Source organism: Fundicoccus sp. Sow4_D5 (assembly GCF_052116365.1).
GTDB lineage: Bacteria > Bacillota > Bacilli > Lactobacillales > Aerococcaceae > Fundicoccus.
Genome location: NZ_JBQKLF010000002.1, coordinates 1 through 24,684, shown reverse-complemented (window position 1 = coordinate 24,684; position 24,684 = coordinate 1). Strand labels below are relative to the sequence as shown.

The following is a 24,684-nucleotide window of genomic DNA, read 5'->3' as shown; positions in this document are numbered from 1 at the left end:
CATTATTTATTTGAATTATTGAAGAACGGAATATCAAAGTTTAATCCCGCGCCTGTTAAGAAATTCATTTTCTTGAATGTTAAAGTTAAAACAAATGGTACGACAAAAGCAACAGCCATAGCAACAAAGAAAACTACCATTGAATCAATATGAATGACTAAGAAACCTGGTAATCCACCAACCCCAATTGAGTTAGATTGAACGTTAAAGGTTGTGGTAATTAAACCTGCAATACCTGAACCAATCATCGCTGCTACAAATGGGTAAATATATTTTAAGGTTACCCCGAACATTGCAGGTTCTGTTACTCCTAAGTAAGCAGACACTGCTGATGGAATTGTAATTTGTGATTCTTCTTTATCTTGACGTGTTAACCACCAAACGCCTAATACAGCTGAACCTTGCGCAATATTTGATAAAGCAATCATTGGCCATAAACCAGTTGTACCTGTATCCGCAATTAATTGAGAGTCGATCGCGTTGGTCATATGGTGTAATCCAGTAATAACTAGTGGTGAATAAAGAGCACCAAATAATGCACCGAACAACCAGCTGAATGATCCTTCTAAACCAGCTAATACGACTGTCGAAATTAAATCACCTAGCCACCAACCAATTGGTCCGAGTACCGTATGCGCTAAAATGACCGCTGGAACTAGCGCCAAGAATGGGACTAAGATCATGGAAATCATTTCTGGAACAACACGACGCCAGAATTTTTCTAGATAACTTAAAGCTACTCCGGCAAACATGGCTGGCAAGACTTGTGCTTGATAACCAATCATATCAACTTGGAAGAAATCGAAGTCCCATTGCGGAACCGTTCCTTCAGCTAAAGCTCCTGCAGCTCCATAAGCATTTAATAACTGTGGAGAGACTAAGGTAATCCCTAGTACAATCCCTAAGATTTGAGTTGTACCTAGTTTACGAGTAACTGCCCACGTAATACCAACTGGTAAGAAGTGGAAGATTGCCTCACCAATTAACCATAAGAAATGGTTGACCCCGTTCCAAAACTGGTTAACGTCGACAATCGTATTAAAAACTGGTGAACCGTCTGCTGTCGTTTGTGCTACGCCATCTATAATTTTCTGACCTAACGCTTCAAAAGGAACTGCTTCTAATACGTTACGGAAACCTAAAATAAGCCCCCCAACAATAATTGCTGGTATAATCGGTGCGAAAATTTCCGCTAAGAATGTCATGACTTTTTGCCACCAAGACTGATTAGATTCTGCCGCCGCTTTAACATCTGATTTCGATACGCCACTTACACCTGACACAGCAGTAAAATCTTTATAAAATTCGGAAACATTATTACCAATAATTACTTGAAACTGACCTGCCTGTGTAAAGCTTCCTTTAACCGATGGCAATTTTTCAATTGCTTGTACATCTGCCTTTGAAGGGTCATTTAATGCAAAACGCATACGTGTCGCACAATGCGTCACAGCATTAATGTTTTCAGAACCTCCAATTTTCTCCAGTAATTCTTTAGCATCTTGTTCAAATTGAGACATAACTCTTCCTCCTCGTTTTTCTTAATTGTCTATACAACTTTCCAACGACTACATTCTATCTTGAAAGCGATTTATATGCAACTATTATTTACCTTTTCTAAAATACTTGTTTAAATCCCCCTCTCATTTGTCTATGTTCTATGCGATTGACCGGCTCTATTGAAAACGCATACATCTATTTACAGTATGAATGAAGAGATGGTTTGACGCAAATAATAAGGGAGATTTCTTTCATGATAATTATCATCGGAAAAATAAAAAAACTTCTTTCTCTTAACCAAATGATTAAAAGAAAGAAGTTGTAGTGTTTTAGTTTTAGTTTACATAGTCGACCACTAAATAACGATTTGGGTCTTTTCCTTCGGAATGTGTCTTAATATGATCGATTCTGCTCAAATAGGCATGGATTTGTTTACGCTCATAAGCAGGTAATGGATCTAAAATTACAGCTTGCTTGCTACGTAACACTTGGTCTGCCGTACGTTGCGCTATTTGTTCTAACACATTTGAACGACGGTCACGGTAATCCCCAACGTTTAAAATTACTGACACGCGACGACGTTCGTAACGATGTAATAAAATTTGCGCTAAAGTTTGCAAAGCATTGATAATCTTGCCATGTTTACCGATAACTAAACCAGACTTGTTTGTCTCGATATTGAAAATTACTTGATTACCCTTTTCTTCGTAAGTTACGCTAGCATCTGCACCATAAGTTTTAAGAACATCTTCTAAATAATGTACAACAGTTAGACGAGCTTCTTTATTTGTTTCTGCTCGATTCTTTTGCGACTTTTCTGAATCAACTGTATCAGCTGATTCTACGCTTTGAACATCTACTGCCTCCTTAACTGTTGCTTCTACTTTAGGTTCAACCTTTGCTTTTTTCGCTACCGGTTTCGGTGCTACTTTTACTTCAGGCTTAACTTTATCAATACCAGGCTTAGTTACTTCAACTGCTTTAGGAGTTGAAGGTCTAGCCTGAGTTTCAGCTTTGGGTTTAGCTTTAGACTCAACTTTTGGTTCAGCTTTGACTGCTTGTGGCTTACTAGGTGTTTTATGCCCATCTTTAGCCGATTCAGCAGCTTTGACTTCCTTTTCTAGCTGACTTGTTAACTCTGCCATTGATAAGTCTGATTCAGTACTTATTTCGACGATAGCGTCTTGCTTACCAAAACCAAAGATACCTTTTTTACCTTCGCTAATCACATTGATTTTAGCTTCAGCTTCTGTAATACCTAATTTAGTCAGACCAATCTTAACTGCTTTTTCGACCGATTCAGCTCTGATAGTTGTACTGTTTTCTAACATATAACGTTCCTTTCTCTGTTTACACTCAGCGCTTATTTTTTACGTTTAGTTGCTCGTTTTAACGCACGACGTAATTCTCGTTCGCGTTCTCTTTCGGCTTCTACTTTTGCTTCGCGCTCTGCAATAATTTTGTAAGGGTTGTTAAAGATAAATGTTTGAATTAATGTAATACCGTTTGAAATGACCCAGTATAATGTAACTGCACTTGGTAAGCCAACTGAAATAAATAGAATCATCGCTGGCATCACATAAGTCATCATTGTTGTCGCACTGTTTTTCACTGGATTTGCTTTCATAGTAAAGTATGAGTTAGCAAATGTTAAAGCTGCTGCGATAACCGGTAAAATAAAGTAAGGATCGACTTGACCTAAATTGGTCCAGAAGAAATCTCCTTGTTGAATTTCTTGCGTACTTGTAATCGATTGGTATAACGCAATCATTACAGGTAATTGAATAAACATTGGCAAACAACCAGCAAACTGATTAACACCACGTGCTTCCATCAATGCTTGCTGTTCTGCTTGCATTGCTTCCATTGATGCACGGTCTTTATTAGGATACTTTGCCTTAATGGCATCTAATTCTGGTTGAATATCTTGCATCTTACGTTGTGATTTCGTTTGCATTTGGTTTAATGGTAATAATAATAGACGAATAATTAACGTAAAGATAATAATCCCCATTGCATAATTATTGCCAAACAAACCTGATAACCATAATAACACTCGGGATAAGTTATCAATAACATACGTACTCCAAATTCCGCCTTCACTTGCTCCTTCAGCATTCCCACATGCTGTTAGAAACAATACAAAACTTAACATAATGGCAATTTTTAACCATTTACTATACTTCTTCATCCAAGCCTCCTATAGATTTTTTAATATTGTTTGATCGAGAATGTTCGCTAACTTCATTACATGAATGATAGAACGCTTAATTTGAAAATAATCTTTGTCCCGAATATCTTGGCGTGCAATAAGTAAAAAATCAATGTCTGGTTTAATCGCCGGCTCAAGCTCATGTAAAGCCTGACGCAAATAACGTTTGATTTGATTTCTTTTTACTGCGTTCCCCATTTTTTTACCTACCGATAATCCTACTCGAAAATGTACTTGTTCAGGCTTAGGATAAACATAAAGTACTAACTGCCGGTTGGCGATGGATTGTCCATTGTGGAAAACTTTTTGAAATTCTTTTTCTGATTTAACTCTGTATGCTTTTTTCAATCTATTATTCCCTCATTCTCACTACAAACATTCACTTCAACATATTATAGCTAATATTTCTCTAAAAGAAAAACCGAACTTAACGATTTTGTCACTTTTTCGACAGAATTCGTCAATAAAACTAGAAAAGAGCGAAAAATTCGAAGAAATTCGAAGTTTTCACTCTTTATTCTGAAGCAATTCTAAATAGTAAGTTTCTAAAGTCAAAGAGTCTAGTGAAATAATTTCTTCTTGAGTCACTCGATAAATAAATTCTTTCAAACTTACCCATTCAAAGGCAATCGTTTCTCCTGCTTGTAAGGTGATCTGAGTTTTATTCATGTTGACCCGTGTAAAAAAATTTGTCCAAATGACTGGATGCACTAAATCTATATAACGTTGAACTTGAATTAACGTCTCTGCTTGGATGCCGGTTTCTTCCTGCAGTTCTCTTTTAGCACCAGCTTCCACAGTCTCACCTTGTAAGATACTTCCTCCAGCTGAAGCTTCAAATTTTCCTGGTAAAATTTCTTTATTCCAATCTCTTTGCATTATAAGAACTGAACCATCCTGATGTTGGACTAATATATTTATCACGTGATGATAAAGTCCAGAGGGTATGTCATCGCCTCGACGGTGATTAGACACAATCGTATTGCCTTGTGCATCTACTAAGTTCCAATACTCCATCTGATTTCCTCCTATGATTTAAATTTAAAAATATGCAAAAAAAAAGGTTTCCTAAAAATATAGGATACCTTCCAACATTAGGCATTTATTATGATGCTAATTTTGCTCTACCTTTTAGACGGCGTCTAGCTAAGACGTTACGTCCATTTTTGGTGCTCATTCTTTTACGGAAACCGTGAACTTTTTTGCGAGTACGTTTCTTTGGTTGATATGTTCTTTTCATTCTGATACACCTCCTATGTCTACTGTTAAACAATACTAGAATAGTTTAATGAAGTACGCGATGAAAGTCAAGATATTTTTTTAGCAATTAAAATACTTTTTCTTTTGCACAGTTGATTTTTGTTATGCACATGCGTTGTGGATTGTGTGGATAACTGTTATAGTCATTTTTTACATTCACAAGACATTCATTAGTTTATCGACAAATTAACATGGTGTCAATAAGTGTTGTTTTTTATCAACAGTTTTTGTGCATAACCGTTAAGAATGTGATAGAATCAAGTTATAAAAACTTACGGTTATCCACACAGTATTCATTTCATCTGACCTGATTTTATCTTATCCACAAGTTTTATTAACCTGTGGATAAGTGAATTGTTAACATGTTGACAGTTTAAGTGATGAGTTTTCAACTTGTGGAAAACTTTCAATATGCTACAATATCCGTACGTGTTTAAACTGTGAATAACTATTTATTCGATTGAGGTGAAAATTATATAATGGATGAAAAGGAACGTTTCTGGAATGAAATTACTGACTATCTAAAAGAGATTCTTTCATTAACTTCTTATACAACATGGGTTGAACCAGCCAAAGTCACACGTATTGGTAATCAATCTATATCGATTGCAGTTCCAAATAGCTTAACTAAAAATTACTGGGAACGACATCTAGCTGGTTATATTCTTCAATATAGTCTTGAAAATTATGGCGTAGAATATGAACCGACCTTTATTATTGTACCTGAAGATGAACCAGAATCTTTAAAGAAAAAGAAAGATATTTCTCCCTCTGAAAATGAGTATTTCAGTGATTCTCAATTGAATCCCAATTATACTTTTGAAAATTTTGTTATCGGTGAAGACAATAAGATGGCCGGTGGAGCAGCATTAGCAGTGTCTGATGGACCTGGAAAAACATACAATCCATTTTTAATTTACGGTGGTGTTGGTTTAGGAAAGACTCACTTGATGCAAGCAGTAGGCCACGAGATTAAGCGTAAGAATCCTGCCGCAAAAATCAAATACGCAACGAGTGAATCGTTCGTAAATGACTTTATCACAAGTATTCAAAATGGATCTCAAAAAGAGTTTAGAGAAATGTATCGTAACATCGACGTTCTATTAATAGATGATATTCAATTTTTATCGAAGAAGGATGCCACTCAAGAAGAATTTTTCCATACGTTTAATGCACTCTATAATAATGAAAAACAAATTGTATTAACGAGTGATCGCCTTCCAAATAACATTGATAATCTAGAAGAACGTTTGATTAGTCGCTTTAAATGGGGGTTATCTACTGATATCACTCCCCCTGATTTAGAAACTCGAATTGCAATTTTAAGAAAAAAAGCGAGTAATGATCGCTTAGACATTAGTTCAGAGACACTCACCTATATCGCTAATAATGTGGATACAAATATTCGTGAGCTTGAAGGAGCTTTAATGAGAGTGATTGCATTTGCTGCAATTGAAGGTCGAGATATTAATTCGAATTTAGCAGCAGAAGCCTTGAGTAATATGCTAGGTGATGATGAAAAGAAACCTTTAACTGTTTCTGAGATCATCAACCAAGCCAGTCGCTTTTTCCAAATTAGTGCCGATGCGATTAAAGGTAAAAAACGTACAAAAGACATTGTTCATGCACGTCAAGTGGGGATGTATCTAGCAAGAGAACTGACTGAACTTTCCTTTCCTAAGATAGGTGATGAATTTGGTAAGAAAAATCATACGACTGTAATCCATGCTTATGAGAAGATTGCTGAAAATCTTAAGACTGATGACGAATTAAAAGACCAAATAAAACAACTGAAGCAGAAGTTGTCTTAATTATATTTTTGCACATGTGTATAACTCCAAAAGTTGTCAGTGACTTATGCACATGTCAACTAACAGGCAGAAATGATACCCCCATTAGTTTTAGTAGACTTATAACCACTATAGACAGGGCCTACTACTATTACTTATTATTTATATTAATATTATTTATTTATAAAGGAGTAGATGAAATGAAATTTACTATTAATAGACACGCACTAACCACTCAGTTAGCAAACGTATCTAAAGCAATCCCTTCTAAAGCTACTATTCAAATTTTAACAGGATTAAAACTCTCTGTGACAAACGAAGGGGTTACCTTAATCGGTAGTGATTCTGATATATCTATTGAAAGTTTCCTTCCAATAGAAGATGAGTCATTACATTTAAAAGTTGAAGAAACTGGACATGTTGTATTACCAGCACGTTTGTTCAATGATATTGTAAAAAAATTACCTTTAGACGATGTAACAATTGATATGAACGAGTCATTCACAGTTACTGTAACCTCAGGTAAAGCAACATTTAATATTGTAGGGATTGATGGAGATACTTATCCTCACTTACCAGAGATCGAAGCGGATAAACGAATTGTTTTACCAACAGCCTCTTTCAAACAAATGATTAACCAAACAATATTCGCAGCATCGAATCAAGAAAGTCGCCCTGTTCTTACTGGTATTCATTTACAAGCAACTGCAAATCATCTAACTGCTATCGCAACGGATAGTCATCGTTTAAGTAAACGTGAGATCCCAGTGGATATTAGTGAAAGTCAATTAAACTTTGATGCTATTACTATTCCAAAGAAAACAATGACAGAATTGACTAGAATTGTAGAAGATGATCAAACACTCTATATGATGGTTGCACAACAACAAGTTATTTTTGAAGCTGAGAAATTAACAATTTATTCTCGTTTATTAGAAGGTAACTATCCTGAAACAAGCCGTTTAATTCCTACTTCTCACCAAACAGAGATGGTAGTAAATGCGAACGAGTTCCATCAAGCCATTGATCGTGCAGCTTTAATGTCACACGAAGGTAAGAATAACGTCGTTCAACTTTCTGTTGAGAATTCGATCGTAGAATTATCCGTAAGTGGTAACGAAGCTGGACATGTAGCGGAGTTAATTAATACTAAAGATGCCAGTGGAGAGGATTTACGTATTTCATTTAACCCAGATTATATGAAAGATGCGTTGAAATCATTTGGAGAAATTGATGTAAAAATTGAATTCCAATCTGCTGTACGCCCATTATTAATTTCTGCAGAAACTGAAAGTGAGATTCCACATAATCAGTTATTACAATTATTAACCCCAGTCAGAACTCATTAAAAGTATTCAATAGACTTAAATAAAAAAAATTCAGCCTTTTTAGGCTGTTTTTTTTATTTCGATATTTTGCTTAAAAAGAGAGTATATGCCCTAAGATTCCGAATAATTGCGATTTATTTGAGATTTCTATAGATATAAGGTATAATTAGTCATGATATTGAATGAATATAGGTGATAAAAATGATGAAAAGAATAGTAAATATTCAAAATGCTTTTATTACGCTTGGACAATTGCTCAAACATGAGAATTTTATCAGTAGTGGTGGAATGGCCAAATGGTATTTAAGTGAGTTTGATGTATTTGTTAATGAACTACAAGAGCAACGTCGTGGAAAAAAATTATACGATGGCGACACAGTTTATTTGCCGAACGAAGATGTAATGATCACAGTCCAATCGACGAGTGATTCAAAAAGACCATGAGAATCAAACATTTAGCGTTAAATAATTTTCGTAATTATCAAGAGTTATCTCTAACTTTTGGTGATGGTTTAACGATAATAACCGGAGAAAATGCCCAAGGAAAAACCAATCTCCTTGAGGCGATTTTTTTGTTATCTCTAGCAAAAAGTCATCGGACAAACCATGACCAAGAGTTAATTTTGTGGGAAGAAGACTTAGCAAGCTTAGAAGCATTGATTGAAACAAAACACTACGAGTTTCCTCTTGAATTAATCTTAAATAAAAAAGGAAAGATAGCTAAATTGAACCATATTGAACAGAATAAACTAAGTCAGTTCATTGGAAAGTTCAACGTCATTCTTTTTGCCCCTGAAGACTTACAGTTAATCAAAGGCTCCCCTAGTTTAAGAAGAAAATTTATTGATTCTGAATTAGGACAATCGCACCCAGTCTATTTACAGGAGTTATTGAATTATCAACGACTTCTCAAACAACGCAATACCTACTTAAAGCAATATGGACGTTCACAGCAATTTGATTCAATGTATTTTGAAATCTTAACAGAACAGTTGGTAGAAAAAGCCAATTTATTAATTCAATACCGTTTAACATTTATTGAAGCTCTAGAAAAAATTGCTCAACCAATCCATGAAGCTTTATCAAATCAACGCGAACAATTAACAATCGCCTATCAAAGTAGCAGTTCTAAGTTAGATTATTCTAATAGAGACACTATTTCTACACAATTGTTAGAATTATTTAAACAATCCTTGACTCGCGAAAAAGAGCAAGGTATTACCGTCTACGGTCCACATCGTGATGACATATCTTTTCATATTAATGAAAAAAAAGCTCAGTTTTTCGGCTCACAAGGGCAACAACGTACGATTGTTTTGAGTATTAAATTAGCAGAATTAGAATTGTTTTATAATATGACTGGAGAATACCCAGTGTTATTACTTGATGATGTGTTGTCTGAATTAGATGACAATCGCCAAATGATTTTAATGAGTCATATCGAAAATAAAGTTCAAACGTTTTTAACAACTGCATCGATTGAAGGTTTAAAAATCCATCAATTAAAAAATGCAGAAATTTTATATGTCCAAAAAGGTCAAGTTAGTAAAGGAGACAGTGCTTAATGACTGAAAATAGTAAAGAGTTACATCAAGATTATAATGCAGATCAGATACAGGTTTTAGAAGGACTTGAAGCTGTTAGAAAACGCCCTGGTATGTATATTGGTTCTACGAGTGGCGTTGGTTTACATCATTTAGTATGGGAAATTGTCGATAACTCAATTGACGAGGCGTTAGCTGGTTATTGTGATCATATCGAAGTAATCATTGAAGCCAATAACAGTATTTCTGTTACGGATAACGGTCGTGGGATTCCTGTTGAAATCCAAACTAAAACTGGCCGTCCTGCTTTAGAGACTGTTTTTACGATTTTACATGCGGGTGGTAAGTTCGGTGGAGGTGGTTATAAGGTTTCTGGTGGTCTTCATGGGGTTGGTGCATCAGTTGTTAATGCACTTTCAAGTGAATTGACTGTTGACGTACATCGCGATGGCAAAATTCATCAAATGATTTTTGAACGTGGCGCGATTTCTCAAGAAATTTTAATTAAAGGTGATACGGAAAAAACAGGGACGTTTGTTAACTTTGTTCCGGATTCAACTATTTTTACTGAAACAACAGATTTCAAATATGAAACATTAATGACGCGTGTTCGTGAACTAGCGTTCTTAAACAAAGGATTACGCATTTCGATCGAAGACAAGCGTGAAGAGCGTGAAGCATTCGCTAGTTTTTATTACGAAGGCGGCATTAAAAGTTATGTAGAATATTTGAATGAAAGTAAAGTATCGATTGTCGATGATCCCATTTACCTTGAAGGTGAGCAAGATGGTGTTCAAGTAGAGATTGCTATGCAGTATACCGATACTTATCATACAAATATTCTTTCTTTTGCAAATAATATTCATACGTACGAAGGTGGAACTCATGAGTCTGGTTTTAAGACGGCTTTGACTCGTGTCATGAATGACTACGCTCGTAAAATGAATTTAATTAAAGAAAACGAAGAAAATTTAAGTGGTGAAGATACCCGTGAAGGTTTAACGCTTGTTCTGTCGATTAAACATCCAGAACCTCAATTCGAAGGTCAAACTAAAACGAAATTAGGTAACTCTGAGGTAAGAACGATTACAGACCGCCTTTTTACGTCAACATTTGAAACTTATTTGATGGAAAACCCAAAAATTGCACGTATCATTGTTGAAAAAGGTATTATTGCCTCTAAAGCTCGTAATGCTGCTAAACGTGCTCGTGAATTAACTCGTCGTAAGTCTGGTTTAGAAATCAGTAACTTACCAGGGAAATTAGCGGACTGTTCAAGTAAAGAAGCAGAGAAATGTGAGTTATTCATTGTCGAGGGGGACTCGGCTGGTGGGTCAGCTAAACAAGGTCGTTCTCGTATGTATCAAGCAATTTTACCGATTCGAGGTAAAATTCTAAACGTCGAAAAAGCGACGATGGATCGTATTTTGGCGAACGTCGAAATACGTTCTCTATTCACTGCTATGGGGACTGGATTTGGAGCAGAATTTGACGTAGCAAAAGCGCGTTATCATAAATTAATTATTATGACCGATGCGGATGTCGATGGTGCTCATATTCGTACATTATTATTAACGCTTATCTTTAGATATATGCGTCCGTTATTAGAAGCTGGTTATATTTATATTGCCCAACCACCTCTATACCAAATTAAACAAGGTAAAAAAGAAACATATATTGCAACTGACGATGAATTAATACAGTGGCAAGCTGCTAATCCAAATGCTCGTTATTCATTACAACGTTATAAAGGTTTAGGAGAGATGGATTTCGATCAACTTTGGGAGACAACAATGAATCCTGAAAACCGTCGCATGTTAAAAGTTTCGGTGGAAGATGCCATGGAAGCTGATAAAGTGATTGATATGTTGATGGGTGATGAAGTTGAACCAAGACGTATTTTCATTGAAGAAAATGCTCAGTACGTACAAAACTTAGACGTATAAGTAAATTAAAAATGTTAGAAGAGAAAGGAAAATATAATGAGTGAAAGTTTCGATCCTTCAACACAACAATTTGAAGAGATAAATTTACCTCATGAAATGCAAACGTCATTTCTTGATTATGCGATGAGCGTTATTGTCTCAAGAGCATTGCCTGATGTCCGAGACGGTTTAAAACCAGTTCATAGACGGATTCTTTACGGAATGAGTGAATTGGGTGTAACTCCTGATAAACCCTATAAAAAATCTGCTCGTATCGTCGGAGACGTTATGGGGAAATATCACCCTCATGGGGACTCTGCAATTTACGAAGCAATGGTAAGAATGGCTCAACCATTTAGTTACCGCCAAATGTTAGTCGATGGCCATGGTAACTTTGGTTCTGTCGATGGTGATGGTGCCGCAGCGATGCGTTATACGGAAGCTCGTATGAGTAAAATTGCTTTAGAAATGTTAAAAGACATCAATAAAGATACGATTGATTTCCAAGATAACTATTCGCAAGAAGAAAAAGAGCCAGTTGTTTTACCCGCACGTTTTCCAAACCTTTTAGTCAACGGTGCGTCTGGGATTGCGGTTGGTATGGCAACAAACATTCCACCACACAATCTAGGTGAGGTTATCGATGCGTTAATTATTTTAATGCATAAGCCTGTTGCAACAACTGCAGAATTGATGGAAGCTTTACCGGGACCTGATTTTCCAACAGGCGGTATTGTGATGGGGAAATCAGGAATTCGTAAAGCTTATGAAACAGGTAAAGGCAAAATAATTATTCGTGGTCGCGTGGAAATTGAAACATTCGGTAATGATCGCGAACGAATTATTATTACTGAATTACCCTATGGTGTGAACAAAGCGCGCTTATGGGAACGGATTGCTGAATTAGCCCGTGAAAAACGCATTGAAGGCATCACTTATGTTGCCGATGAATCTGGCCGTGAAGGTATGCGTGTCGTGATTGAATGTCGTCGTGAAACGAGTGCTAGTGTAGTTTTGAATAATTTATATAAGCAAACCTCATTACAAATTAGTTTCGGATTCAATATGTTAGCCATCGATTTTGGTGTACCAAAAGTATTAAGTTTAAAAGAAATATTATCTAAATATTTAGATCATCAAGTGATTGTTATTAGACGTCGTACTGAATTTGAAAAACGTAAAGCTGAAAATCGTGCGCACATTCTAGAAGGTTTATTAAAAGCACTCGATGTGATTGACCAAATTATTGCGATCATTCGAGGGTCTAAAGATGGTGAAAGAGCTAAAGCTGAATTAATTGAGCGTTTCGAATTCTCTGAACTCCAAGCTCAAGCAATTTTAGATATGCGTTTAGTTCGTTTAACTGGTTTAGAACGCGAAAAAATTGATTCAGAATACAATGATTTAATGGCTCTGATTCAACGATTAACAGAAATTCTGGGAAGTGAAGACCGTATTCACGAAATTATAGAAGATGAATTAATTGATATTAAAACACGCTTTAACGATGACAGACGTACTGAGTTACTGATTGGTGAAGCCTTAAGTCTTGAAGATGAAGACTTGATTGACGAAGAGGATGTTCTCATCGCATTGACTTCAAATGGTTACATCAAGCGAATGACTGAGGATGAATTCCATGTTCAAAATCGTGGAGGGCGTGGCGTTAAGGGAATGGGAATGTCAAACGATGATGCTATTCAAACGCTGGTTTCATGTTCGACGCACGATACGTTATTATTCTTTACAAATAAAGGTAAAGTGTATGCGAATAAAGGCTATGAAGTACCAGAATATGGCCGTCAAGCTAAAGGAATTCCAATTATTAACTTATTAAACATTGATAAAGATGAATACGTTAAGGATATTATCAATGTCCGTCAGAGTGAAGATAGTGATGAACATACATTAGCTTTTGTTACAAAACTAGGAACGGTTAAACGCTCTAAAGCAAGTGATTACTACAATATTCGCAATAATGGTCTAATCGCAATTTCTATGCGAGAGGATGATGAATTGATCAACGTTTTAGTAACAAATGGTCGTCAAAATCTAATCATCGGAACACACGATGGTTATGCGATGGCATTTGATGAGACTGATGTTCGTGTAATGGGACGTACTGCGACTGGTGTTCGTGGTGTAAGATTACGCGAGGATGATTACGTTGTAGGAGCTGCAGTTTTAAACGAAGCTAGTGAAGTGTTAGTTGTTACGGAGAATGGTTACGGTAAACGAACGCCAGCGAGCGACTATACACTTAAAAAACGTGGTGGTAAAGGTGTTAAGACTTCAAATATTAGTGAGAAGAGTGGGAAATTAGCTGGAATTGTGGCTATCGAAAGCTTGGAAGAAGATTTAATGTTGATGACGAATCAAGGTGTTGTGATTCGTATGAGTGTTGAGAGTATCTCTCAATCATCAAGAGCGACTTTAGGCGTTAGAATGATTCGCCTAGACGAGGGCGCGATGGTAAATTCAGTCACCAAAATACTTAAAACTGATGATGAAGAAACGATTGAAGCGTTGAATGAAGAAGCAGATCTAGAAGAAGCAATCGATTATGAGGAAGAAGTTGAAGAATCAACAGATTCGTCTGAAGAGTTAGAAGAAAGTACTGATGAAACGGTAGATGATGAATAATTTTTAATATAGGCGTAACTGTTAATAGCAGTTACGCTCTTTTTTTTAAGATTTATACAGTCATATGTTATCCTATTTTGTCCTGAAGACTAACCAGAGTCGACTGAAAATGGAGATAAAATTTAAAGAAATAATTCAACATCAATCTGATCAAATCATGACATTTACGCCAGATGATGTTGTTGTGATTCAAACAAGCAATCATCATTTCGATGCAATTATTTGCCTTACATGCAACGATGCGACGTTTCAAATGATTCGCAATCCTCAATTTTATAAACGTTTAAGTGAAAAAAACACATCAAATTTTTTATCAAATGGTATAGTAGCCCTTTAAAACTAACGGATCTTTTATCACAGTTTAATTTACTGGATGAACAACAGACTAGAATTGAAAAATTAAGCCCTGAATTGCTCCAACGTGTGTCTTTTGCTCAAACAATTCTCTCGAATAATTAATTCGTCGTTTCTTTTAATCCATTTATTGAATCATTACATGATAATATACACTTATTACATAAATTATTAATCCAATTGAAGCATGCTGCTCGTAGTACAATGGTATTCACCTTAAGAATTGAAGATGCTTTTATTGTGCAACCCAATATTTGGACGTTAAAAAGCTCTGGCTTAGACCCGATTATCACTGAAGCGACTAATTACGAGGAGAATTCAACAGAAACTATTCCAAGTAAACTTAAAGTTAAAATTGAGGATAAAACTATTTTTGTGAATATTGAAGACATTGAGTATATCGAAAGTCATGATGGAAAAGTTATCATCATGATTGAACAAGAGACTTTTGTTAATGACTCCATCCTATCAAATGCGGAAAATACGTTGAAAGCACATGGCTTTTACCGTTGTCACCGTTCATACGTAGTAAACCAACATAAAGTACGAGAAATTATTAATTGGTCGAAAATTACGTACTCAATTGTTCTTGATAACTTCAATCAAGATAAAATTCCTCTTTCAAGAACAAACTATACGCAGAGTCAAGATTTATTGGTTAAATTGTAATCACAACTCGGCCTTAAATAGTACATATTAGCGAAAATTCAGTTGATTTAAACTCTTTACTTCCACAATTAACCCTTCTATCTATGCAACTTACCAAATTTGCTTGTGGTGAGTTTTTTTGAGGTAAACTTACGTTAGAAAGCAAAGGAGGCAATTGTGATGGAGACTATAATAAAAGTGCAACAATTAAAAAAACTCTTTGGCCATGAAGAAGCTTTAAAGAAAATTGACATAAAAATTAATAAAGGTGAGATATTTGGTTTATTAGGAACTAGTGGTTCGGGAAAAACAACCACCATTAAATTACTGACTGGTGAACGAGACCCTACTTCTGGTCTGATACATGTGTTAGGTTTTAAGCATGAACAATTTAACCGAACACAATATCTTGAAAAAATAGGCATCTTATTTGACAACAATTCATTGTATGAAAGATTGACAGTCGCAGACAATTTAGAACTGTTGAGAAAACTTTAAAATACAGATAAAGGTAAAGTCGACGAGGTGTTAAGGGCTGTTGGCTTACTATAAGATAAGAATAAAAGTGTGTCAAAGGGTATGAAATAACGTATTTTACTCTGTTAAACGGTTTTACAGACTCCATCCCTTTTACTGCTAGACGAACCAAGGAGTGCTTTAGATCCAAATACGCGTGAACGAATACACGATATATTGGTAAAAATAAATGATGTAGGAACAACGATTCATTTGACAACCCCTGATATGGATGAAGCCACTTTACTATGTGACAAAGTTGCTTTCTTAGATGCAGGTGTGATTAAAGAGACTGGTAGCCCACAACTTTAAGAAATAGATATAAAACAAATCGCATTCATTTGACCTACCAAACAGGACGTGTCAAAACACTTGAAAGAAGTGAAGACAATAAGCCTATGATTAGTGAAGCATTACTGGATCCAAATGTTTTAGAAATTCACATGGACTTTCCAACACTAGGAAAAGTCTTCAAAAAGGTTACTGGAAGTGAGTTAATTTATATGAAAATATACCGCATAGCAGAAATTTTTGAAAAGGACATTAAAGAATTTATGCGAAACATGTCTCTTTTCACGATGATTCTTTTCCCCATTGTGATGAGTTTGGTCTTTAGCAATATCAATGTTGGAAATCGAGACCTTGGCTTATCATTAGAAATAATTTTAATGATTGTTGGTTTAACCTATTCAGCCATTGCTTATAGTTCAATGGCAATAATGATTGCAGAAGAAAATGAAAAGGACACTTTAAGAGGGCTCGTACAATCACCCACAACTCTATTAGATATTATTTAGGTAAAAGCTTAGTGGCTTTTCTAATGACCAGTTTGTCATTAGTCATTTCTTTAACGATTGCAGGTGCCTTGTCTGTCTTTTAATTTGCAGCGATCATTGCTGCCGTACTGCTTTTAATCTTCTTCTTGGGTTTAAAGATTGCTGTTGGTTAAACAGTCAAAAGTGTCGTAACAACGGCTGTTTATACGATGCCGATTATGTTTATCTTTGGTATGTCACAGTACATTGAGTTCGTTATTACAGATCCAAATCATCTATCAAGAAAAATATATAATTATCTCCCAATTTATCAATTATACTTATCATTAAAGCTGAGTATGTCCTTCAATCCTTTATCATTTTGCTTGTTTGGTTAGTTCTAGTTCTTACAGTTGTTCTTTACGCTTTTAAAAAACAATCAAAGTATGACAATCAATGATGACATCTAATACATACAATACATTTAAAGGGACGCTTCTATAAAACGTGCGTATTTTCATTAGAAATTCCAAGATAGCTGATCACGTCTTTATTAACGAATAAGCGTTTGCGTCTTATCCTCAACAATTTGAAAAAAATCGCCAAACGTTCAATGAATTCGTATTCATCAATAATCTTTTCATATTTAACTTGTTATTCATTAAGTAACATAGTATAATTCTTAGATGTGAGTAATTAGCTTTTATTAGCTTTTTTCTCCTTGCTCTTCGGAGCCATTAGACCAAAAGGAGGTGCAGTCAATGAGCGAAACAACAAAATATGAAATCTTATACATCATCCGTCCTGATTTAGGCGACGATGCTAAGAAAGAATTAGTGGAACGTTTTGATGGTATTTTAACTTCAAACGGTACTGAAATTGTTGAATCAAAAGACTGGGCGAAAAAACGTTTAGCATACGAAATTAACGATTATAAAGAGGGTATTTACCACTTAATTAATATCGTTGCTACTGATGCTGAAGGAATTAACGAGTTCGATCGTTTAGCCCTTATTAACCGTGATATTTTACGTCACATGATTGTTAAAATCGAAGCTTAATTTGTTTCACGTGAAACACTTTGGAGGAGGAATAGTATTTGAATACGGTACAACTAGTCGGCCGTCTTACAAAAGAAGTTGATTTAAAATTTACTTCATCAGGCACTGCCGTCGGATCGTTTACAATTGCAGTCAATCGTAGTTTTACAAACCAACAAGGTGAACGTGAAGCAGACTTTATTAACTGTGTAATCTGGCGGAAGGCTGCTGAGAACTTAGCAAGCTTTACCCGTAAGGGATCACAAATTGGGATTGAAGGAAGAATTCAAACGCGTAACTATGAGAACCAACAAGGAACTCGTGTGTACGTGACTGAGGTTGTTGTAAATAACTTCCATTTATTGGAGCCTCGTTCTGTTACAGAACAAAGACCCGCAGGAGAACCTTCTTCTTCAGGTCAATCAGGTAATTACACCAATAACCAATCTTCATATCAAAACCAGTCTGGAAACCAAGCTAACCAGAACCAGAATAAAGCTCCGCAAAGCAATCAGAACAACTTTTCATTTAACCAAGATTTTAATCAACAGGCATCTTCCCCATTCATGGAAGATGGTCGTCCAATAGATATTTCTGAGGACGATTTACCGTTTTAAGATAAGATAAAGGAGGAATTATTATGGCTCAACGTCGCGGTGGAAGACGTAGAAAAAAAGTATGTCACTTCTGTGCAAACCATATTGACCATCCTGATTACAAAGACACAACATTATTATCAAGATTTGTTTCCGAAAAAGGTAAAATCTTACCACGTCGTGTAACAGGAACTTGTGCGAAACATCAACGTACATTAACAGCAACAATTAAACGTTCAAGAATTATGGCTCTATTACCATTTACGGTAGCTGAGTAATAGTTTTCGTTAAAGTATCAGTCCATTGGATTGATACTTTTTTTATTATAAACTTCCCTGCTATAGTATGGCAGAGGACTATTTGTTTTCAACAGCGTCACCCTGTTTCTACTTAGGCATAGAGAAATTAAGTAACTTATAGGCAAGTACAAAAACACCTTTCTCTTTTGATTTCAATAAACTCTAAATGGAGATGACGGAGATTCTTTGGATGTGTGTGACGACTGACAGACATAATCGACAAAGTAGTTCTTTAAAGCAGTGATTTCACATAGCTTTCGAGCATTCACGAGAATGGCAACTGATTAATGACTTTTTTCGAGACGCCTATCCCGTATGGCTAAGTGTTCCACTGTTACCAAAAATTTATTTCATCAGTTTAACAGTTGGTAGTTGCTAGTTCCATTTAGAGAAACGAACGTTTTACCTTTGTTAAGGAACCATTCATCAAGCTACATCGCCCTAACTCTTCAATTCAATGGAAAGGGTTTATATCTATTTTATGTATAGGGACGTTTGGATATACGCAATTCTTTTGAATGCATAGGACTGTCGTATGTTCCTTACGTACAACAAGTGGCTCCAATATTCGCTATAATTAGCGACATCACACATACCCTTCTAAGCTGATGAGCACAATTTTTTTTTCTTACTTGTGCTTGCCTATACTATAACCCGAATGGTAGACTTGGCGGAAGTTAACTTTTCTAACAAAGTGCAAATGGTTTTATTTTCAAGTCAAGACTAATTTTCACGCATCTTTCAATCATCGCTGGAAGCAAATATTAAGCTAAAGAAACAATGATGATAGTGAAATATTCTTGTATGATATTATTTTATCTAAACGTGGTTGCATCGTCCGTCCATCTAAAGAATGTAGACCATCTTTATAAAATGCGATGCCCCCCCATAAAAGAAAAAGTAGCAAGAGTTTTTACATAATCTAACCACTATAAGTAAACCTATCCTTTGATAGAAAGTGATTATTTTACTTTAAAATCGAATGGATCAGAATGATATTGTTCTGGATTATTATTGGTATTCTCTTTGGAGAAAAACTGGATAAAATAATGATCCATTTATTTTATAGTATATCAATTCAATGGATACCCTAAAGAACTTACAGAATGTTTCACGTGAAACACTGTTGGACGTTGGATAGAAATATCGCCCTGTTTATGGTAAAATAAGAGTTAAATTCAGTAGTGAGGTGAAATGTGATAACGAAAGAAAAAATACAAAAGTTTTTCGAAGTATTTCATTCTTTAGAAATTAGTTGGCAATTATATAGTTTAGCTTTCCTTTACTTAGTCATTATGGTTATAGCCTTTGTCTTAAAATGGCAAATAGGATTACTATTACTATTGCTTTTAGTAGCCAGCCTAGTTTTCTGTTTGTTTAATATGAATAACTTTTTTAAAGACTTTAATGCAGTTGCAAACCGTCTCTCTAATCTGGCGAAAATAGCACAAGAAGACTCTTTATACCGGTCGCCAATTGCTGTCATTATTTATGATAATAATTATAGAGTAAATTGGGTGAATCCGGCGTTACAACATATTTTTGGAACGAAAGATATTCTTGGAGAACCACTTCAATCTTTAGGTGGAGGTTTTTCTGTTATCATCCAACTAGAATCATCCCAAGAGTGGCGTACATTTGAACTTGAGAAACGTTATTATAAAGTCATGCATCAACCAGATCGACGAGTCATCTATCTATTAGATACAACTGAAGAACATCGTATCCGTGAAAGCAAACAATTTGATCAAATTGTCTTTGGTTATTTATTCTTAGATGACTATGATGAATTAGTGCAGTCAATGGATGACCAGCAAGCAGCTAAATTTGATTCGGATTTACTGAATGATTTAAATGTGTGGACCAATCAACATCATATCTATTTGAAACGTTTAGAAGAAGATAAATTTATTCTATTATTAAATCAATTAGTTTTAAATGGACTAGAGAAAGAGAAATTCAAGACTTTTGAAGCGATTAGAGATAAGAACCATTTGAAGAACATACCAATTTCAATCAGTTTGGGCGTGGCATATTCTCAACAAGAGAACTATCATATTAATGACTTAGCCGCCCAAGCTCAGCTAAACTTAGATTTGGCGCTCGGTCGTGGTGGTGATCAAGTGGTTGTACGCGCAACAGAAGGTAAAGCAAGATTCTATGGAGGTAAAACAAATCCAACGGAAAAACGAACGAATATTCGCTCAAAACTTGTTTACCAAGCGCTTTTAAATTCAATAGAACAAGCTGAAAAGGTGATTATTAGCGGTCATAAGTATCCCGACATGGATGCGATTGGTTCAGCGATAGGCTTGTATAAAATCGTGAAGCAGTACGGTAAAGAGTGTCGAATTATTGTCAATGAAGCAGAATTTAATCATGATATTATCCAGCTCCTAGAATTGCCACAGATTAAGAATGATAAGCATTTGATGTTTGTTAATCTAGCTGAGGCAAAGGAAATGATTACTGATAATACTTTAATTGTCATGGTGGACCATCATAAGCCTTCCTTAAGTGAAGCAGAAGGATTAATTCCCAATCATGATGTCGTTATTATTGATCATCATAGACGGAGCGAAGAATTTCCAAAGCAATCTGTTTTAACGTATATTGAACCTTATGCCTCATCTACATCAGAACTTGTTACAGAGTTCTTTATGTATATGCGTTCGACGATCGAGGCTTTAAATAAGTTTGAAGCGACTGCTATGCTAGCGGGGATTATTGTGGATACCAATAACTTTGCTTTACGTACGGGCTCTAGAACTTTCGATGCAGCGAGTTATCTAAAATCACGTGGTGCCGACACTGCTCAAATTCAACGAATGTTGAAAGAAGATTTAGCGACGGTTAAACGTCGAAATCGATTGATTGAACAGGTAGATTATTTATCACAAGGTTATGCAGTTGCCATTGGTGATAATGAAGACATTTACGACAATATAACAGCTGCACAATCTGCTGACCAAATGCTCAGCTTAAAAGATGTAGAGGCTTCATTCGTCATCTATCGTCGCTCAGAGCAAACCGTAGGTATTAGTGCAAGAAGTTTAGGGACAATCAATGTACAACTTATAATGGAAAAATTAGGTGGCGGAGGTCATCTGTCAAACGCGGCAGTCCAATTAAATGATATTTCAGTTGAAGAGGCATTTGATTTATTAAAAAGTAAGTTAGATATAACTGAGGAGGAATCTTAATGAAAGTAATTTTACTAAAAGATGTTAAGAAGCAAGGTAAAAAAGGTGATGTTGTTGAAGTGAGTGATGGTTACGGACGAAACTTCCTAATCAAAAATAACTTAGCTAAATTAGCAGACGGATCAGCATTAAGTCAGTTAAACGCTGAAAAGAAAGCTCGTCAAAAAATAGCTGAAGAAGAATTAGAAGAAGCAAAAGCACTGAAAAAAACAATTGAGGATGAAAAAACAGTTGTTAAAATCAAAGCTAAAACTGGAGAAGATGGACGTCTTTTCGGAACAATCCCTTCAAAACAAATTGCTGAGGAATTAAAGAAACAATACAAAATCAAAATTGATCGTCGTAAAATCCAATTAGAAAATAATTTAGCTTCGCTAGGTTTCCACCGAGTGGATGTCAAATTGCACTCAGATGTAACAGCTGTAATAAATGTGAATGTCATATCTGAATAAACAATTTAATTAATTCAACACACTTACTTAGTAAAGACAGTCCAGTAAGTGTGTTGAATTTTTATTTGTCAGTGACAAATTGACTGACAAACTAATCAGACAAACAAAGATAAATGATGTATAATGGAAGATGAATCGTAAAAGCGTTGTATAGTTTTACGAAGCCATTGTACAAGAAAGCGAGGGACATCATTGGAAGTTAATCAATTAGAAAAAGCACTACCATTCAGTATAGAAGCAGAGAAATCAGTCATCGGGGCCTTACTGATTGATTCAATGAAAATGGGTTCAGTCCAAGCCATTTTACAAGAAGACGATTTTTATAAAAGGTCTCATCAAACTATTTATGATGCAATGAATAAAGTTTTTGATAAAAATGGAATTATTGACCCTGTTACTTTAATTAACCAATTAGACTCTTATGATGAATTAGAAAATATTGGTGGCCAAGATTATATTTTAGATTTGGCTTCTTATACGCCGACTTCCGCAAACATTGAGCAGTATGCTTTAATTGTAAAAGAGAAGTCTACCTTACGTCGTTTGATTTCGGCATCAAATACGATCATTACGGATGCCTATGCCGAAGGTGATGAAGTAGATAATATCGTCGATCGAAGTGAAAAGTTAATTCTATCGATTGGTGAGAACAGTCAAAGTAATAAGCCACGTGAAATGAAGGAAATTGTAGCCGAAGCTTTTGAAAAGGTTGTCCAACTATCAGAAGAGAAAAGAGAAATTGTCGGACTACCTACTGGTTATATTGATTTAGATCGAATGACTAGTGGATTCCAACCTGACCAATTGATTATTCTAGCAGCTCGACCATCAGTAGGTAAGACTGCCTTTGCTTTAAACATTGCTCAAAACGTAGGAACTAAATCTAAGGTTCCAGTTGTTATCTTCTCTCTAGAGATGGGAGCGGTTGACCTAGTCTTTCGTATGATTTGTGCTGAAGGTAATATTCATGCATCCAATCTAAGGACCGGACAGTTAACTGAGGAAGAATGGAAGAGCTTTACGGTCGCTACAGACACGTTGAAGGACGCTCCTATCTTCATAGATGACTCCGCTGGTATCAAAGTTTCCGAGATCCGAGCCAAGTGCCGTCGTTTGAAACAAGAGAACCAAGATCTTGGTTTGATCGTGATAGATTACCTGCAATTAATTGAAGGTACTGGCAAAGAAAACCGTCAACAAGAGGTATCTGAAATATCACGACAATTAAAAAAATTAGCTAAAGAACTCTCTTGTCCTATTATCGCTTTGTCACAGCTATCGCGTGGTTTGGAACAAAGACAGAACAAACGTCCTATACTAAGTGATATTCGTGAGTCTGGATCGATAGAACAAGATGCTGATATCGTTGCTTTCCTATACCGTGAGGATTATCACCAGCAAGAAGGTGATGAGGAGGAAAGTCATGATGATGACATGCCGGATAATACTGTAGAAGTAATATTAGCAAAAAACCGTAGTGGTGCTCGTGATACTGTTAAATTATTATTCAAAAAAGAATATAATAAATTTTCTAGTTTATCCTTCGCCCCTGCTCCCCCAATGTAATGAAATTATTGAGATAAATGAGGTAGCTTTATGAGTAAAAATTTAACCGCTCAACAACTTGCTGATGAATTAAATGTAACACGTCAATTGATTTATTATCATGCTAAGAAATTACCTAAAGATAGTAAAACTTATGATGAAGATAATACTTTGGTTTTCACTCCAGATCAACAAGTAATTTTAAAAAGTTATATGACTGATACACTGAAGGAAAAAATCACTCAGAAAAATGAAAAAAATACGACTGAGAAAAAGATTTCATCCCCGGATAAAACACCAGAAAAAGTTGAAGAAATCGATAAAATAGAAGATAACTCAGATGACAAAGTAGCGACAAATGGCGTGTCAAACGATGTGTCAAACAATGTGACAAATGACAAACTAAATGTTGTGGAAGAAGAAAACCAACAAGAAAGTGTCGAGACAAATAGAAGTGTCAAAACAGAAGAAAATCCCTCTGAAGCCGAAACAGCTAGTTATGAAAAATCAGTGACTGTAAAAGGCTACATTCAACAAGCTGTAAAAGATCATTTGGAACTGCAAAAGAAAACTGACTCAGAAGAAAGACAAACACTTATAGGTGAGTTGGAAGAAAAAAATGCACAAATTTCTACTTTGCATAAATTATTAGATCAACAACAACAACTTGCTTTAGTTGCTGAGCAAAAACATCAAAAATTATTAGATACTTTAGGTATTGAAGATGAAAAACAACTTAAGGCAATCGTGGATCTAACAACAAATGAAAGTGACAATTCTTCTTCTTCAGTTGATAACAATGAAAAAGATATTTATGACGGTAAAAATTGGTTCCAACGCCTGTTTAAACTATAAGCAATGCAAATTTATTGATTATTCCGCGCTCTCAGGACCACCAATATCCATATCGAGTCCACCAGGCCAACCGTTAAATTCACGTAATAACCAAACTAAATCCGCACCTCGGGTCCACCTATCCATGGATCAAGTCCGCTTTTCGTGCCTCTTTTATGTATAGTTACTTTGGAAGTGTAATTGCTTCTAACTATATATAAAGGAGGCTATTTTTATGGC

At 35.5% G+C, this 24,684-nt stretch carries 24 protein-coding genes; 18 read left to right on the top strand and 6 right to left on the bottom strand.

The genetic code is table 11. The features are described from left to right. Positions 1-2: 2 nt before the first annotated feature. The 6 genes from treP to rpmH all read right to left on the bottom strand — a co-directional run bounded on the left by treP (position 3) and on the right by rpmH (position 4,952). Positions 3-1,520 (bottom strand): PTS system trehalose-specific EIIBC component, encoded by a 1,518-nt coding sequence (treP, locus tag ACTQ45_RS04475; RefSeq protein ID WP_441751700.1) that lies wholly within the window; start codon positions 1,518-1,520, stop codon positions 3-5. A 315-nt stretch (positions 1,521-1,835) separates the two neighbouring features. Next, on the bottom strand, positions 1,836-2,831 hold the full coding sequence (gene jag, locus ACTQ45_RS04470; RefSeq protein ID WP_441763042.1) for an RNA-binding cell elongation regulator Jag/EloR: 996 nt from the start codon (positions 2,829-2,831) through the stop codon (positions 1,836-1,838). A 32-nt stretch (positions 2,832-2,863) separates the two neighbouring features. Further along, positions 2,864-3,691: a YidC/Oxa1 family membrane protein insertase gene (locus ACTQ45_RS04465; RefSeq protein ID WP_441751703.1), complete on the bottom strand. Its 828-nt coding sequence runs from the start codon at positions 3,689-3,691 to the stop codon at positions 2,864-2,866. 9 nt (positions 3,692-3,700) lie between these two features. Beyond that, a complete protein-coding gene (gene rnpA / locus ACTQ45_RS04460) occupies positions 3,701-4,060 on the bottom strand; it encodes a ribonuclease P protein component (protein ID WP_441763041.1) in 360 nt (119 codons plus the stop codon). A gap of 159 nt (positions 4,061-4,219) precedes the next feature. After that, on the bottom strand, positions 4,220-4,729 hold the full coding sequence (locus ACTQ45_RS04455; RefSeq protein WP_441763040.1) for an NUDIX hydrolase: 510 nt from the start codon (positions 4,727-4,729) through the stop codon (positions 4,220-4,222). 88 nt (positions 4,730-4,817) lie between these two features. After that, a complete protein-coding gene (rpmH, locus tag ACTQ45_RS04450; protein ID WP_441751708.1) occupies positions 4,818-4,952 on the bottom strand; it encodes a 50S ribosomal protein L34 in 135 nt (44 codons plus the stop codon). A gap of 499 nt (positions 4,953-5,451) precedes the next feature. Here rpmH and dnaA point away from each other — a divergent pair, with 499 nt between their 5' ends. The 18 genes from dnaA to ACTQ45_RS04360 all read left to right on the top strand — a co-directional run bounded on the left by dnaA (position 5,452) and on the right by ACTQ45_RS04360 (position 24,465). Then, on the top strand, positions 5,452-6,783 hold the full coding sequence (dnaA, locus tag ACTQ45_RS04445) for a chromosomal replication initiator protein DnaA (protein ID WP_441763039.1): 1,332 nt from the start codon (positions 5,452-5,454) through the stop codon (positions 6,781-6,783). A 179-nt stretch (positions 6,784-6,962) separates the two neighbouring features. After that, positions 6,963-8,111 carry a DNA polymerase III subunit beta gene (dnaN, locus tag ACTQ45_RS04440; protein WP_441751712.1) on the top strand — a complete coding sequence of 383 codons (1,149 nt, stop codon included), beginning with the start codon at positions 6,963-6,965 and terminating at the stop codon, positions 8,109-8,111. Between the two features lie 183 nt (positions 8,112-8,294). Further along, positions 8,295-8,534: a S4 domain-containing protein YaaA gene (gene yaaA / locus ACTQ45_RS04435; RefSeq protein ID WP_441751714.1), complete on the top strand. Its 240-nt coding sequence runs from the start codon at positions 8,295-8,297 to the stop codon at positions 8,532-8,534. After that, on the top strand, positions 8,531-9,655 hold the full coding sequence (recF, locus tag ACTQ45_RS04430) for a DNA replication/repair protein RecF (RefSeq protein WP_441751715.1): 1,125 nt from the start codon (positions 8,531-8,533) through the stop codon (positions 9,653-9,655). Before yaaA ends, recF begins: the two co-directional genes overlap by 4 nt. Further along, complete coding sequence (gene gyrB, locus ACTQ45_RS04425) at positions 9,655-11,580, top strand: DNA topoisomerase (ATP-hydrolyzing) subunit B (protein WP_441751717.1); 1,926 nt, start codon at positions 9,655-9,657, stop codon at positions 11,578-11,580. Before recF ends, gyrB begins: the two co-directional genes overlap by 1 nt. 36 nt (positions 11,581-11,616) lie before the next feature. Beyond that, positions 11,617-14,202, top strand: coding sequence for a DNA gyrase subunit A (gene gyrA / locus ACTQ45_RS04420; protein WP_441763038.1), 2,586 nt, complete (start codon positions 11,617-11,619; stop codon positions 14,200-14,202). A gap of 109 nt (positions 14,203-14,311) precedes the next feature. Then, positions 14,312-14,539: a hypothetical protein gene (locus ACTQ45_RS04415; protein ID WP_441751721.1), complete on the top strand. Its 228-nt coding sequence runs from the start codon at positions 14,312-14,314 to the stop codon at positions 14,537-14,539. Between the two features lie 221 nt (positions 14,540-14,760). Further along, a complete protein-coding gene (locus tag ACTQ45_RS04410) occupies positions 14,761-15,225 on the top strand; it encodes a LytTR family DNA-binding domain-containing protein (RefSeq protein ID WP_441763037.1) in 465 nt (154 codons plus the stop codon). A gap of 159 nt (positions 15,226-15,384) precedes the next feature. Next, positions 15,385-15,702 carry an ATP-binding cassette domain-containing protein gene (locus ACTQ45_RS04405; RefSeq protein WP_441763036.1) on the top strand — a complete coding sequence of 106 codons (318 nt, stop codon included), beginning with the start codon at positions 15,385-15,387 and terminating at the stop codon, positions 15,700-15,702. A gap of 195 nt (positions 15,703-15,897) precedes the next feature. Beyond that, positions 15,898-16,032, top strand: a complete 135-nt coding sequence (locus tag ACTQ45_RS04400; RefSeq protein ID WP_441763035.1) for a hypothetical protein — start codon at positions 15,898-15,900, stop codon at positions 16,030-16,032. A gap of 86 nt (positions 16,033-16,118) precedes the next feature. Next, positions 16,119-16,517 carry a hypothetical protein gene (locus tag ACTQ45_RS04395; protein WP_441763034.1) on the top strand — a complete coding sequence of 133 codons (399 nt, stop codon included), beginning with the start codon at positions 16,119-16,121 and terminating at the stop codon, positions 16,515-16,517. Between the two features lie 719 nt (positions 16,518-17,236). Further along, positions 17,237-17,536: a 30S ribosomal protein S6 gene (rpsF, locus tag ACTQ45_RS04390; protein ID WP_441751730.1), complete on the top strand. Its 300-nt coding sequence runs from the start codon at positions 17,237-17,239 to the stop codon at positions 17,534-17,536. Positions 17,537-17,574: 38 nt separating this feature from the next. Next, entirely contained in the window at positions 17,575-18,132 is a 558-nt protein-coding gene (gene ssb / locus ACTQ45_RS04385; protein WP_441751732.1) for a single-stranded DNA-binding protein, read from the top strand. A 23-nt stretch (positions 18,133-18,155) separates the two neighbouring features. Next, positions 18,156-18,389, top strand: a complete 234-nt coding sequence (gene rpsR, locus ACTQ45_RS04380; protein ID WP_441751734.1) for a 30S ribosomal protein S18 — start codon at positions 18,156-18,158, stop codon at positions 18,387-18,389. Between the two features lie 1,217 nt (positions 18,390-19,606). After that, positions 19,607-21,613: a DHH family phosphoesterase gene (locus tag ACTQ45_RS04375; protein ID WP_441763033.1), complete on the top strand. Its 2,007-nt coding sequence runs from the start codon at positions 19,607-19,609 to the stop codon at positions 21,611-21,613. Beyond that, entirely contained in the window at positions 21,613-22,065 is a 453-nt protein-coding gene (rplI, locus tag ACTQ45_RS04370; RefSeq protein WP_441751738.1) for a 50S ribosomal protein L9, read from the top strand. Before ACTQ45_RS04375 ends, rplI begins: the two co-directional genes overlap by 1 nt. A 192-nt stretch (positions 22,066-22,257) precedes the next feature. Next, positions 22,258-23,631: a replicative DNA helicase gene (gene dnaB / locus ACTQ45_RS04365; RefSeq protein WP_441751739.1), complete on the top strand. Its 1,374-nt coding sequence runs from the start codon at positions 22,258-22,260 to the stop codon at positions 23,629-23,631. Between the two features lie 30 nt (positions 23,632-23,661). Continuing rightward, positions 23,662-24,465, top strand: a complete 804-nt coding sequence (locus ACTQ45_RS04360) for a hypothetical protein (RefSeq protein WP_441763032.1) — start codon at positions 23,662-23,664, stop codon at positions 24,463-24,465. Positions 24,466-24,684 lie beyond the last annotated feature (219 nt).

What these genes read in the sequence shown, in the direction of transcription:
- treP (WP_441751700.1), bottom strand. Translation starts at nt 1,520, where the DNA reads ATGTCTCAATTTGAACAAGATGCTAAAGAATTACTGGAGAAAATTGGA.
- jag (WP_441763042.1), bottom strand. Translation starts at nt 2,831, where the DNA reads ATGTTAGAAAACAGTACAACTATCAGAGCTGAATCGGTCGAAAAAGCA.
- ACTQ45_RS04465 (WP_441751703.1), bottom strand. Translation starts at nt 3,691, where the DNA reads ATGAAGAAGTATAGTAAATGGTTAAAAATTGCCATTATGTTAAGTTTT.
- ACTQ45_RS04455 (WP_441763040.1), bottom strand. Translation starts at nt 4,729, where the DNA reads ATGGAGTATTGGAACTTAGTAGATGCACAAGGCAATACGATTGTGTCT.
- rpmH (WP_441751708.1), bottom strand. Translation starts at nt 4,952, where the DNA reads ATGAAAAGAACATATCAACCAAAGAAACGTACTCGCAAAAAAGTTCAC.
- dnaA (WP_441763039.1), top strand. Translation starts at nt 5,452, where the DNA reads ATGGATGAAAAGGAACGTTTCTGGAATGAAATTACTGACTATCTAAAA.
- dnaN (WP_441751712.1), top strand. Translation starts at nt 6,963, where the DNA reads ATGAAATTTACTATTAATAGACACGCACTAACCACTCAGTTAGCAAAC.
- yaaA (WP_441751714.1), top strand. Translation starts at nt 8,295, where the DNA reads ATGAAAAGAATAGTAAATATTCAAAATGCTTTTATTACGCTTGGACAA.
- recF (WP_441751715.1), top strand. Translation starts at nt 8,531, where the DNA reads ATGAGAATCAAACATTTAGCGTTAAATAATTTTCGTAATTATCAAGAG.
- gyrB (WP_441751717.1), top strand. Translation starts at nt 9,655, where the DNA reads ATGACTGAAAATAGTAAAGAGTTACATCAAGATTATAATGCAGATCAG.
- gyrA (WP_441763038.1), top strand. Translation starts at nt 11,617, where the DNA reads ATGAGTGAAAGTTTCGATCCTTCAACACAACAATTTGAAGAGATAAAT.
- ACTQ45_RS04415 (WP_441751721.1), top strand. Translation starts at nt 14,312, where the DNA reads ATGGAGATAAAATTTAAAGAAATAATTCAACATCAATCTGATCAAATC.
- ACTQ45_RS04410 (WP_441763037.1), top strand. Translation starts at nt 14,761, where the DNA reads ATGGTATTCACCTTAAGAATTGAAGATGCTTTTATTGTGCAACCCAAT.
- ACTQ45_RS04405 (WP_441763036.1), top strand. Translation starts at nt 15,385, where the DNA reads ATGGAGACTATAATAAAAGTGCAACAATTAAAAAAACTCTTTGGCCAT.
- ACTQ45_RS04395 (WP_441763034.1), top strand. Translation starts at nt 16,119, where the DNA reads ATGATTAGTGAAGCATTACTGGATCCAAATGTTTTAGAAATTCACATG.
- rpsF (WP_441751730.1), top strand. Translation starts at nt 17,237, where the DNA reads ATGAGCGAAACAACAAAATATGAAATCTTATACATCATCCGTCCTGAT.
- rpsR (WP_441751734.1), top strand. Translation starts at nt 18,156, where the DNA reads ATGGCTCAACGTCGCGGTGGAAGACGTAGAAAAAAAGTATGTCACTTC.
- rplI (WP_441751738.1), top strand. Translation starts at nt 21,613, where the DNA reads ATGAAAGTAATTTTACTAAAAGATGTTAAGAAGCAAGGTAAAAAAGGT.
- ACTQ45_RS04360 (WP_441763032.1), top strand. Translation starts at nt 23,662, where the DNA reads ATGAGTAAAAATTTAACCGCTCAACAACTTGCTGATGAATTAAATGTA.